Here is an 11,517-nt window from a genome sequence, read left to right as displayed (position 1 = left end):
TCCTACAGGGGGTAGGAGCGGGCTTGCCCCACGATGCTTCACTTGGACAAAAACCGCATCCCTTCTTCCAACCCGCGCAAGGTCAGCGGAAACATCCGGTCCTCGACCAGCTCGCGAACGATATTGGTCGACGCCGTATAGCCCCAGGTGTCCTTGGGGTACGGGTTGATCCAGATGAGCTTCTTGTACTTCTCCATGAAGCGCTGCATCCACACGTATCCGGCTTCCTCGTTCCAGTGCTCGACGCTGCCGCCCGGCTGGGTAATCTCGTAGGGCGCCATGGCCGCGTCACCGACGAACACTACCTTGTAGTCGGCGCCGTACTTGTGCAGCAGGTCCAGGGTCGAGGTGCGCTCGCCGGTGCGGCGCAGGTTGTTCTTCCACACCGACTCGTAGACGAAGTTGTGGAAGTAGTAGTACTCCAGGTGCTTGAACTCGGTCTTGCAGGCCGAGAACAGCTCTTCGCAGGTCTTCACGTGGGCGTCCATCGAGCCGCCGATGTCGAACAACAGCAGCAACTTGACGTTGTTGCGCCGCTCCGGGCGCATCTGGATGTTGAGCAGACCGGCATCGCGCGCGGTGTGGTCGATGGTGCCGTCGATGTCCAGCTCTTCGGCCGCACCCTGACGGGCAAACTTGCGCAGCCGGCGCAGGGCCAGCTTGATGTTGCGTGTGCCCAGCTCGACCTGATCGTCGAGGTTCTTGTACTCGCGTTGGTCCCAGACCTTGACCGCCTTGCCCTGGCGCTTGCCGGCATCGCCGACGCGGATGCCCTCGGGGTTGAAGCCGCCCGAGCCGAATGGGCTGGTGCCGCCGGTGCCGATCCATCGGTTGCCACCGGCATGGCGTTCCTTTTGCTCTTCCAGGCGTTTCTTGAACTCTTCGATCAGCTTGTCGAGCCCGCCCAGGGACTGGATCTGTGCGCGCTCTTCGTCGCTCAGCGAACGCTCGAACTCCTTGCGCAGCCAGTCTTCGGGAATCAAGGCTTCCAGGTGCCGGTCGAGGTTTTCCAGGCCCTTGAAGTAGGCCGAAAACGCCCGGTCGAACTTGTCGAAATGGCGCTCGTCCTTGACCAGGATGGCCCGCGACAAGTAGTAGAACTCGTCCATGTCGGCAAAGGTCACGCGCTGCTTGAGGGCATTGAGCAAATCAAGCAGTTCGCGTACTGACACCGGCACCTTGGCCGCGCGCATTTCATTGAACAGATTGAGCAGCATGGCTATTGCTCCCGGCTCAGCGGTTACCGCGACGGCTCATGAAGGCCAGGCGCTCGAGCAACTGCACGTCCTGTTCGTTCTTGACCAAGGCCCCGGCCAGCGGCGGGATGGCCTTGGTTGGATCGCGCTCGCGCAGCACCGCTTCGCCGATGTTGTCGGCCATCAGCAGCTTGAGCCAGTCGACCAGCTCGGAGGTGGACGGCTTTTTCTTCAGGCCCGGTACTTTGCGCACGTCGAAGAACACGTCGAGCGCTTCGCTGACCAGGTCTTTCTTGATGTTCGGGTAATGCACATCGACGATCTGCTGCAGGGTGGTGCGGTCAGGGAAGGCAATGTAGTGGAAGAAGCAGCGGCGCAGGAAGGCGTCGGGCAGTTCCTTTTCGTTGTTCGAGGTAATGATGATGATCGGGCGCTGCTTGGCCTTGATCGTCTCGTCGGTCTCGTAAACGTAGAACTCCATCTTGTCCAGTTCCTGCAACAGGTCGTTGGGGAACTCGATGTCGGCCTTGTCGATTTCGTCGATCAGCAGAATGACCCGCTCTTCGGACTCGAAAGCCTCCCAGAGCTTGCCTTTCTTCAGGTAGTTGCGCACGTCATGCACTTTGTCGACACCCAGTTGCGAGTCGCGCAGGCGGCTGACCGCATCGTACTCGTAGAGGCCCTGGTGGGCCTTGGTGGTCGACTTGATGTGCCAGGTGATCAGCTTGGCGCCAAAGGATTCAGCCAGCTGTTCGGCGAGCATGGTCTTGCCGGTGCCCGGCTCGCCCTTGACCAGCAGCGGCCGCTCCAGGGTGATCGCCGCGTTGACCGCCAGTTTCAGGTCGTCTGTAGCGACATAAGCGCTGGTGCCTTCGAACTTCATGAACCGATCCTCTAACGTAGCGCCGGGGGTACATGGCCCCTGGCGGAAAAATTGTCATGCACGACTATAACGCGGGCTTCGGGCGAGTGGGAACGCAGACGGCCCATTCAGTCTCTGAATGGACCGTCACTCGGTGACTCAGTCAGCCTTGGGCGGCGTTTGCTCGTAACGTGCGTTGAAGGCCTGGACGAAGCCATTGCGCAGAATCTGCAAAAACGCCTCGAAGGCGCTGATATTGCTTTTGCGCACGCTGCCGCTGAGTTCCACGCGGGTGGCAAACTGGTTCTTGCCCTGGTTTTTCAGCACGGTTTCACTGCCGCCGACCAGCGCTTCCCAGATCGAGCGGAAAAAGCCCTTGTCCTGGCTTTCCACGTCTTGCTGCCAGTTGAACACATCGACATCGCGCAGTAGCGGTTTGATGTAGCCGGTAAGCCTGCCTTGTTGCGCTTGGGCCTCAATCACCAGGTCGCCGTGGCCGGCATTGAAGTCGAACTTGCCGTAGGCGCTGGCAAAGTCGTTGAGCCGGCGCAGTTCGATGCCGGTGGCGCGCAGGCGGAACTTGAAGTCGTCGAAGTCGCTGAAAGGGTCGAAGGTGGCACTGCTTTCGACGCTGGCATCGCCCAACAGGCGGGCCTTGCCGTCGAAGGTGGCATCGCGCCGGCCCTTGCGATCCTCGACGTTGGTCAGGTTGCGGATACTGGCGTTGAGTTGGGTAGCCTTGAGGTTGACCGGCGGCTTGGAGTTGAAGTTGCGAAAGCTCAAGGTGCCGTCGTCGATGCGCACTTCGTTGAGGGTAATCGGCAGCAGTTTTTCCAGCTGCTGGCGCCAGTCGGTGCCTTGACCTGTTTGCGAGGTCTGCTTGCTGGCGCCGTCGACGAAGTTCAGCTGTGGCTTGAGGAAGGTCACCTCGGCGACCACCGCCTGGTCATGCCACAGCGAATGCCAGCTGACCGACAGGTCGATCAACGGCGCTTCGAGAAAAGGTACCGGTACCTTGCCGGTGGTCTTGATGATGTTCAGGCCGTTGATCTTGTAGGCGCCGCGCCACAGCGCCAGGTCGACATCGGTGATCTGCCCGCGGTAGTCGCCCATGTCGGCCAGCTTGTCGTTGAGGTAGTTGCGCACGAGCACCGGTAGGGTCAGGTGCAGGGCCAGCAGTAACAGGGCGACAGTCAAAAGCCCCCACAAGGGCCAGCGGTAGCGGCGTTTCATCGGCGGCGGTTCCCGGCTAGGTAGTGATCGGTTGACCCCTGTCAGCCCCAGGGGTTCGCCGGTTGTGGACGCACTGGCATTGCAGGCTTACCCTTGAAGTTTTCCGCCTCGGTGCATAAAAGGACCCTCGCCATGAGCCGTATCTTTGCTGACAACGCGCATTCCATCGGCAATACGCCGCTGGTGCAGATCAACCGCATCGCCCCCCGCGGCGTCACCGTGCTGGCCAAGATCGAGGGGCGCAACCCCGGTTACTCGGTCAAGTGCCGGATCGGCGCAAACATGATCTGGGACGCCGAAAGCAGTGGCAAACTCAAACCGGGCATGACCATCGTCGAACCGACCTCGGGCAACACCGGCATCGGCCTGGCCTTCGTCGCCGCTGCCCGTGGTTACAAGCTGCTGCTGACCATGCCGGCGTCGATGAGCATCGAACGGCGCAAAGTACTCAAGGCCTTGGGCGCGGAACTGGTGCTTACCGAGCCTGCCAAAGGCATGAAAGGCGCGATCGAAAAGGCCAGTGAGATTGTTGCCAGCGACCCTTCGGCGTACTTCCTGCCCGGCCAGTTCGAGAACCCGGCCAACCCGGCGATCCACGAGAAAACCACCGGCCCGGAAATCTGGAATGACACCGACGGCGCAGTCGATGTGCTGGTGGCCGGTGTCGGCACCGGCGGCACCATTACCGGGGTGTCGCGCTACATCAAGCAGACCCAGGGCAAGGCGATCCTCTCGGTTGCAGTCGAGCCTATCGGCTCGCCAGTCATTACCCAGGCCCGTGCCGGTGAAGAGATCAAGCCCAGCCCGCACAAGATCCAGGGTATTGGCGCCGGTTTCGTGCCGAAGAACCTCGATATGTCGATGGTCGACCAGGTCGAGTTGGTCAGCGACGAGGAGTCCAAGGCCATGGCCCTGCGCCTGATGCAGGAGGAGGGCATCCTCTGCGGGATTTCCTCCGGCGCCGCCATGGCAGCGGCGGTGCGCCTGGCCGAGAAACCGGAGATGCAGGGCAAGACCATCGTCGTGATCCTGCCGGATTCCGGCGAGCGTTACCTGTCGAGCATGCTCTTCGCCGACCTGTTCACCGAGCAGGAAAACCAGCAGTAAACCACGGCGGCGCTGATCCGGCGCAATGTTCGGCGCCGCTGTTTGTTGCACAATCCTTAACACTGATTACCGGCCCCACAGGTTTTTACCGGGGCCGCTTCGGTTTATCATGCTCGATTAATCTGGCAGCGATAGCCTGATCGAAATTCCAAGGAGTGTTGCATGACCTTTTCCTTTGTCGCCAAGGCAGGTGTACTGCTGCTGTTTTTCGGCAGCACGCTGTATGTGCACCTGCGCGGCAAGGCGCGTTTGCCAATGTTGCGCCAGTTCGTCAACCATTCGGCGCTGTTCGCCCCTTATAACGCCCTGATGTATCTGTTTTCCGGTGTGCCGTCCAAGCCGTACCTGGACCGCAGCCGTTTCCCCGAGCTCGACGTGCTCAAGGACAACTGGGAGGTGATCCGCGAAGAGGCCATGCACCTGTTCGACGAGGGTTACATCCGCGCCGCCGAAAAAGACAACGACGCCGGTTTCGGTTCGTTCTTCAAGAAGGGCTGGAAGCGTTTTTACCTGAAGTGGTACGACAAGCCGCTGCCTTCGGCCGAGGCGCTGTGCCCCAAGACCGTCGAGCTGGTCAACAGCATCCCCAACGTCAAGGGCGCGATGTTCGCCTTGCTGCCCGGTGGCAGCCACCTGAACCCGCACCGTGACCCGTTCGCCGGTTCCCTGCGCTATCACCTGGGGCTGTCTACGCCCAACTCCGACGACTGCCGGATCTACGTCGATGGCCAGGTCTATGCCTGGCGTGACGGTGAAGACGTGATGTTCGACGAGACCTACGTGCACTGGGTCAAGAACGAAACCGAAACCACCCGGGTGATCCTCTTCTGCGACGTCGAGCGACCGCTCAACAGCCCGCTGATGACCCGCATCAACCGCAAGGTCAGTGCCTTCCTCGGCCGCGCTACCGCGCCGCAGAACACTGACGACGAGCGCGTCGGCGGGATCAACCAGGCCTATGCCTGGAGCAAGCGTTTCAGCAATGTCATCAGCAGCCGGGTCAAGCAGTTCAAGCGTGCCAATCCCAAGGCCTACCGGGTGTTGCGTCCGGTGCTGGCGGTGGTGGTTGCCTACCTGCTGTATCGCTGGTTGTTCTGACTGTTTGGGGCCGCTTTGCGGCCCATCGCCGGCACCGACTTGCCAGCCTGAAACAGGCTGGTCTATAGTCACCCCCACTTCACCTCACCGAAGACCTGCTCATGCCAGCTTCCTGCCCATCCACCGTATTCGCTACCGCGCCTGACGCGGTTGTCGTTGTGCGCGGGAGCCAGCAGCCGGCCATGATCAGTCACTACCCACCACCTGTCAGTAGCGTGGTCGTGTGCGTCGTCGCACCGCCAGCGGTGGTAGTGCTGGGCTAAGCGGTCAATCGCTGCGTCCCCACACACCTGCACCCTACTGAATACGGTTGGCTGCCCCTCGCGGGTAGCACCGTTCGGCTTATCTGCCCGAATACAGGTGGCATTCATGTCTGTTCTATCGAAACAATCCGTGGCCTCGGCGGCCACTACCAGCCTGTTCGTCCTGCTCTGGAGTAGCGGGGCGATCGTCTCCAAGCTGGGCCTGGCCCACGCCAGCCCGTTTGCCTTCCTGTTGCTGCGTTCGGCCCTGGCCCTGGCCGGCTTGCTGTTGCTCAGCCCGTTGCTCAAGCTGCACTGGCCGCGCACGCGCCCGGCGGTGCTGCAAGCCCTGGCTACCGGTTGCGTGCTGCTGGGCGCCTATCAGATTTTCTACCTGCTGGCGCTCAACACTCACGTTACCCCCGGGGTCATGGCCACGGTCATGGGCGTGCAACCGATCCTCACCGTGGTGCTGATGGAGCGCCAGCGTTCCTGGAGCCGGCTGTTCGGCCTGGGCCTGGGCTTGAGCGGTTTGATCATGGTGGTCTACCAGGGCATCAACCTCGGCGGTGTATCGCTGGCCGGGATGCTGTTTGCCTTGCTGGCGCTGATGAGCATGACCTTCGGTTCGATCATGCAAAAGCGCATCACCAGCAACCCCATGGGCACCCTGCCGCTGCAATACCTGGCCGGGCTGTTGATGTGTGCGGTGTTCGCGCCGTTTCAGCCGCTGCAGGTGGAGCTGACCGACAGCTTCATCGGCGCCTTGCTGTGGATGGGCCTGGTGGTGTCGTTGCTGGCGACCTTGCTGCTGTACCGGCTGATTGCCAAGGGCAACCTGGTCAATGTCACCAGCCTGTTCTACCTGGTGCCGGCGGTTACTGCGGTGATGGACTACCTGATCTTCGGCAACCGCCTGGCGGCACTGAGCCTGTTGGGCATGGGCCTGATCGTCGTTGGCCTGCTGTTCGTGTTCCGCAAGCCCGCTGCCGTGCAGGCGCAGCTGCAAGCTGACTAGCTGTACAAACCGCCCGGCAGCACGCCGGGCGGTTTGACCTCAGAAGTAGTAGCCGATGTTGATGTTGGTCCGGTAGTACCAGTCGTTGCTGCCGACCGAATTGGTGTTGGTCCAGCCTGTGCCGTTCTCGGCGCCGCCGAAGGGGTTGGCGTTCTTTGCCCAGGTAAAGTCGACCCAGGCCATGATCGGCATGGCCAGGAACTGCGCGCCCACGGTAAACATCTGCGAGTCATCCCAGCCGCTTTTGTCTTTCATCATGCGGCTGTAGTCGTTGTACACCTTGATCTTTTTCAACTGACCAAGGCCCGGGGTGAAGATGTCGTAGCCGACGTTGATCGAGCCGATGGTCGCCTTGGAGGCGATCAGGTAGGCCGGGGTCAGGCCGTTGCCGCCCATCAGTACCGAGTCGTTGCTGACGCCGTCGGGGTTCTTTGGATCGTACTCGTAACGAATCGCCTGACTGGTGACAGTCCAGTTGCCGGCGTTGACGATCGCATGCACGCCGCCTGCCCAGTAGTCGCCTTCGTCACGGGTGGTGGCGTTGTACAGCTCGGCCGCCGCCAGCGAGGCGCCTATTTCAGTCTTCCAGCCGTCACCGGTAAACGTGCGCGCTACCCGGGCGTTGACCTGGTTGCGCTTCTCGTTGTCCTGGCGCGACTGGGTGAAGGCCACGGCGTTATCGTCGAGATCGCTATAACGGCCGACTTCCGGCGAGTAGCGAATGCCGCTGGGCAGCATGCGCGGGAAGTAACCCAGTTGCAGGTCCCAGTCCTTGTCCTTGTAGCTGTATTTCAGGCCCGTGCCGGCGCTGACGCCATAGCCCATGAAAAACGGGATGTGGTAGCTCCAGCCAAACTGCGGGTAGGGTTCAAGACCAAAGGGTTTGAACGGCGCGCCCAGTTGCACGTTGGAATTGGCATTGAAGCGATAGCCGACATAACCACGGTCGATCGAGCGCTTGCCGTCGTCCTGGAACCAATAGCCGATGTCGCTGAACAGCTGCTTATGGGTGGCCTGGACATCCAGGCGGAAGGTATCGAACAGGAAGCGGCCGTTATTCTCGGTAGTATCCCAGTGTTCATCGCGGTAGTTGACCCGCAGTGCGCCGCCGATATCCAGCGAACTCTGGCCGTCGTCACTGCGCCAGGCAATGTGCGGGAAGGTTTTTTTCACCGCTGGCGTCTGGTCCGGTGCCGCAGGGCCGGGCTCGGAAGCGAAGCTTGTGGCGCTGCCGAGGATCAGGCCAAGGCTTATCACGTATTTGTTCATATCAATGCCCCGCAAGGTTGAGCAGTTTCTGTGGGCAACAGCTGTCCGCCGCCTTGAACAAGGCGTGAAGCGAAAGTCAGCGGTGGCGCATCGGTGGGTTTGTTATTGTTTTATAGGTGGTACGTTGTTTTTATATTTGAACTCGAGAGGAAAAAGCAGGAACTGTGCCAGTGCGGATAAACGGTTTGTTGTCAGATAAATATCATGCAAAACAATTATTTATATCTGAAACACATGAAGTTGTGCCGTGGGTGGAACAGGCCGGGATTTAAGTAACAGCAGTGGGCAATGGCAGTGCGGTTTAACTGCACAGCGCGCGTTGACAGTGCGTTGATTGTTTTATCAATGAATAAGTAATCGACTGTTTTGCCGCCGCCGGACCTGTGAGAGCGGCGGTGCGGCGGTCCGACTTGACCTGCGATGAGGCCCGGCAGCGGAGCAAAAAAAAGCCGGCACACCCGGTGCCGGCCAATTGCGCGTGTTGCAACAGTTACAGGTCCAGCACCATGCGCCGGCTCTTGCAGCCCGACACACAGACCATCATCGATGCGTTCGCCGCCCGTTCGGCCTTGGTCAGTACGCCATCGCGGTGGTCGATATCACCCTCCAGCACCCGGGTCTCGCACGAGCCGCACACGCCCTCGCGGCAGCTATATTCGATATCGCAGCCAGCTTCGAGCAGCACATCGAGCAGGTTCAAACCGGGCTCTACGTTCAGCGTCTTGCCGGACTTTTTCAGCTCGACGCTGTAGCTGTCCTGGGCATCTTGCGAAGGCGGCAATTCGGCGGCGGTGAAGCGTTCGATATGGGCATGGGGATAGCCCAGGCTTTGGCAGGTGCTTTCGAACGCATCGAGCATCGGCGTCGGGCCGCAGCAGTAGAAGTGCGTATCGCTGGGCTGCCCGGCTAGGTAGTGCGCCAGGTCCGGGACCGCGTTCTTCTCGTCGTTGAAGTGATACAGCACCTTGGCATCGACTCCGCTGAGCGCCTCCAGCAGCGCCGCTTCCTTGCGCGAGCGGGCGCAGTAGATCAACTCGGCGGATTTGCCCAGGGCCAGCAACTGGCGAAACATGCAGTAGATCGGCGTGATGCCGATGCCGCCGGCCACCAGCACGTTGTGGCTGGCGTGCGGGTCGAGGGCGAAGTTGTTGCGTGGCTGCGAGATGCTCAGTTGCGTGCCAACGCGCAGTTGCTCATGGACGAACGCCGAGCCGCCGCGGCTGTTGCGATCGCGCAGGATACCGACCACATAACGGCCCTGGTCGCTCGGCGAGTTGAGCAGCGAATAGCTGCGCACCAGGCCGTTGGGCAGGTGCAGGTCGATGTGCGAGCCGGCTTCGAACGGCGCGAATACGGTATCGCCCCAGGGGCGCAGTTCGACGCTGATGATGCCTTCGGCTTCGTGGCGCAGGGTGTGCACCAGCGCGGTGATGGTAGAGGAGTTGGACATCGGTCACCTCAATGGCGCAGTGCGCAAGTCAATGTCGAGCCGGGCGCTGGCTTCGATTTCCACCACCAGTTCCGGGAACACCAGGGCGCTCACTTGAACCAGAGTGGAGGTGGGGTAGCAGGCGAAACCTGCGAAGAAGTCGCGGCGGGCGCGACCGACTTCGTCCTTGTCGGCAATGTCGGTGAGGTACACCGTCAAGCGGTAGATATTGCCGATGTGCCCGCCTGCCGCTTCAACCAGGGCCCGGGCTTTGTTCAGCACTACCAGGGTCTGCGCGTAGGCATCCAGTGGCGCGCCGCGCTCGGCGGCCTGGCGGGTGGCGGGATGGCCGGTCATGCCGGACATTACCAGTTCGGTGCCAAGCAGCAGGGCGTTGGACCAACTGGCAGTGGCCAGTTCGGTCAACGCCTGGGCCTGGATACGTTGCACTGGCAGGCTCATCACAGCTGCTTCGCTTCGATCAGCGCCAGTTGCTCCTTGGCCTGGCCCTTGAGGTAGCGGCGCAGGCGCACCACACCCAGGTCATGCTGATAGAGGTTCTCACGCTGGTTGGCGTCGTATTCCATGAACTCCAGCAGTACCCGGTCCTGCTCCAGTACTGCCCAGTGGCGGGCTTCCAGGCGGTTCTTGTAGAGGAAGCGCCAGGTGTCGCGCTGCCAGCCGGTCAGCGGTCGCGCGCGCCAGTGGAACACCGCCGACAGGCTGCGGCTGCTCGGGGTGTAGCTGCCGATGATGGTGAAGTTGCCGCCCGGGCCGCCGGTCTTCGGGTAGGGGATTTCCAGGCGCAGCCAGTGGCAGCCGTTGTCGAGGAATTCGGTCCAGTCGAAGTTGACCCCGCGCTGGCCTTCCTTCTCGAAGAAGAAGCCCTGCTCGGTGTCGCGGGTGACGAATTTGGCGGTGGCTTCGCCTTCGCTCATCGAGTGCGACATCTTGTGCAGGTAGGTGCCGTGCATCGGGTCCATGACGTTGTCGAGCACGTAACGGTAGTCGCCTTGCCACTCGGTGTAGCAGAGGAAGCTGCTCCACTCGGGCGAAGTCAGCTGCTCGGGCAGCACCAGCTCCGGCGGGGTGTCCAGGTGCGGGTCGGTGGCGTTGAACAAAAAGATCGCCCCGGCCGCTTCGCGGGTGTGGAACATGCGCGTCGGGCGGCTGCCTTCGAGCTTGCAGCCCGGGCTGCCGGGGACCTTGGTCACGGTGCCGTCGCAGCGCACTTCGACGCCGTGGTACGGGCACTGCAGGCGGTCGCCCAGCACCGGGCCCTGGGACAGCGGCGCGCCACGGTGCGGGCAGTGGTCTTCCAGAGCATGCACGCTGCCATCGTTGTCGCGCCACAGGGCGATCTTGTAGCCCAGGCGGCGCACCGACACCGGCTTCTCGCCAAGCAGCTCCGAGGGCAATACAGGAAACCAGAGGTCTTTGAGGCCGTTGGCCAGGTGGTTCTCAACAGGATCGACGGTGAATTGCATATTCATCTTGTTTTACCTCCGGCGGGTCATGCGCCCAGCCGCGCCATCAGGGTTTTATAGGAGTCTTCGGTCCACTCGCCGCCGGTCAAGGGGCAGGGCGGCCCGGCCAGGTTCAGGTGCGCCAGCAGCTCGGGCAGCTGGGTCACGCCGTTGCCGTAGGCGCGTTCGATAGAATCGCCGAGCAACTCCTCGAACGGAGTGTTGGGCCGTTTGCGCGCCTGATGGGGCTCCAGGTACGGTTGCTTGTTGCTCATGTCATTGACCTCCATTGCGGACCCGTTCGCGGATCATTTCGCGGACCGGGACAAAGTCGTACGTCGGATAGCATTCGGTGCGGAACACGCCCCAGGCGGCGCGCTCCAGTTCCACATTGACCTTGCCGAGCAGGCTCGGCGGCAGGCGCAGGGTGACGATCTGGCCCAGGCCCATGGCCACGGTCCAGGACACCAGCTCAACGCCGGCGGGGGGGAAGCTGTCCCACCAGCCCATCGCTTTCATGTGCGCCTGGATCTGTTCCAGATTCTTTGACTGGTCGTGCTTGAGCACCACGGTCAGTTGCATCGTCTCGTTCATGGT

The 11,517-nt window shown here is 61.6% G+C and carries 12 protein-coding genes; 3 read left to right on the top strand and 9 right to left on the bottom strand.

The annotated features are described in order from the left end of the window. Window positions 1-38: 38 nt before the first annotated feature. The 3 genes from F8N82_RS18145 to F8N82_RS18135 all read right to left on the bottom strand — a co-directional run bounded on the left by F8N82_RS18145 (window position 39) and on the right by F8N82_RS18135 (window position 3,291). Window positions 39-1,217 (bottom strand): vWA domain-containing protein, encoded by a 1,179-nt coding sequence (locus F8N82_RS18145; RefSeq protein ID WP_038996582.1) that lies wholly within the window; start codon window positions 1,215-1,217, stop codon window positions 39-41. Window positions 1,218-1,233: 16 nt separating this feature from the next. Further along, the gene (locus tag F8N82_RS18140; protein ID WP_038996581.1) at window positions 1,234-2,079 is read right to left on the bottom strand and encodes an AAA family ATPase; all 846 of its coding nucleotides are present in this window, start codon (window positions 2,077-2,079) and stop codon (window positions 1,234-1,236) included. Between the two features lie 138 nt (window positions 2,080-2,217). After that, window positions 2,218-3,291, bottom strand: a complete 1,074-nt coding sequence (locus F8N82_RS18135; RefSeq protein ID WP_038996580.1) for a DUF748 domain-containing protein — start codon at window positions 3,289-3,291, stop codon at window positions 2,218-2,220. Window positions 3,292-3,423: 132 nt separating this feature from the next. On the opposite strand from F8N82_RS18135, the gene cysK reads away from it, so the two are divergent. The 3 genes from cysK to F8N82_RS18120 all read left to right on the top strand — a co-directional run bounded on the left by cysK (window position 3,424) and on the right by F8N82_RS18120 (window position 6,756). Then, window positions 3,424-4,398 carry a cysteine synthase A gene (gene cysK, locus F8N82_RS18130; protein ID WP_038996579.1) on the top strand — a complete coding sequence of 325 codons (975 nt, stop codon included), beginning with the start codon at window positions 3,424-3,426 and terminating at the stop codon, window positions 4,396-4,398. 162 nt (window positions 4,399-4,560) lie between these two features. Beyond that, window positions 4,561-5,496, top strand: a complete 936-nt coding sequence (locus tag F8N82_RS18125) for an aspartyl/asparaginyl beta-hydroxylase domain-containing protein (protein ID WP_038996578.1) — start codon at window positions 4,561-4,563, stop codon at window positions 5,494-5,496. 369 nt (window positions 5,497-5,865) lie between these two features. Further along, on the top strand, window positions 5,866-6,756 hold the full coding sequence (locus tag F8N82_RS18120) for a DMT family transporter (RefSeq protein WP_038996576.1): 891 nt from the start codon (window positions 5,866-5,868) through the stop codon (window positions 6,754-6,756). Window positions 6,757-6,795: 39 nt separating this feature from the next. On the opposite strand, the gene F8N82_RS18115 is transcribed toward F8N82_RS18120, so the two are convergent. From F8N82_RS18115 to F8N82_RS18090, 6 genes are all read right to left on the bottom strand, one after another. Continuing rightward, window positions 6,796-8,025: a hypothetical protein gene (locus F8N82_RS18115; RefSeq protein ID WP_038996575.1), complete on the bottom strand. Its 1,230-nt coding sequence runs from the start codon at window positions 8,023-8,025 to the stop codon at window positions 6,796-6,798. A 490-nt stretch (window positions 8,026-8,515) separates the two neighbouring features. Continuing rightward, window positions 8,516-9,475, bottom strand: a complete 960-nt coding sequence (locus tag F8N82_RS18110) for a PDR/VanB family oxidoreductase (protein WP_038996574.1) — start codon at window positions 9,473-9,475, stop codon at window positions 8,516-8,518. 3 nt (window positions 9,476-9,478) lie between these two features. Beyond that, the gene (locus F8N82_RS18105; protein ID WP_038996573.1) at window positions 9,479-9,916 is read right to left on the bottom strand and encodes a Rid family hydrolase; all 438 of its coding nucleotides are present in this window, start codon (window positions 9,914-9,916) and stop codon (window positions 9,479-9,481) included. Further along, entirely contained in the window at window positions 9,916-10,947 is a 1,032-nt protein-coding gene (locus F8N82_RS18100) for an aromatic ring-hydroxylating oxygenase subunit alpha (protein WP_080764789.1), read from the bottom strand. Before F8N82_RS18100 ends, F8N82_RS18105 begins: the two co-directional genes overlap by 1 nt. A gap of 20 nt (window positions 10,948-10,967) precedes the next feature. Then, complete coding sequence (locus F8N82_RS18095) at window positions 10,968-11,195, bottom strand: recombinase-like helix-turn-helix domain-containing protein (protein WP_038996572.1); 228 nt, start codon at window positions 11,193-11,195, stop codon at window positions 10,968-10,970. Window position 11,196: 1 nt separating this feature from the next. After that, window positions 11,197-11,514 (bottom strand): hypothetical protein, encoded by a 318-nt coding sequence (locus F8N82_RS18090; RefSeq protein ID WP_038996571.1) that lies wholly within the window; start codon window positions 11,512-11,514, stop codon window positions 11,197-11,199. Window positions 11,515-11,517 lie beyond the last annotated feature (3 nt).

It is taken from the genome of Pseudomonas fluorescens (assembly GCF_902497775.2).
GTDB classification, from domain to species: domain Bacteria; phylum Pseudomonadota; class Gammaproteobacteria; order Pseudomonadales; family Pseudomonadaceae; genus Aquipseudomonas; species Aquipseudomonas putida_F.
Note: the sequence above shows the minus strand (reverse complement) of the source record. Positions and strands in the feature narration are given on the sequence as shown.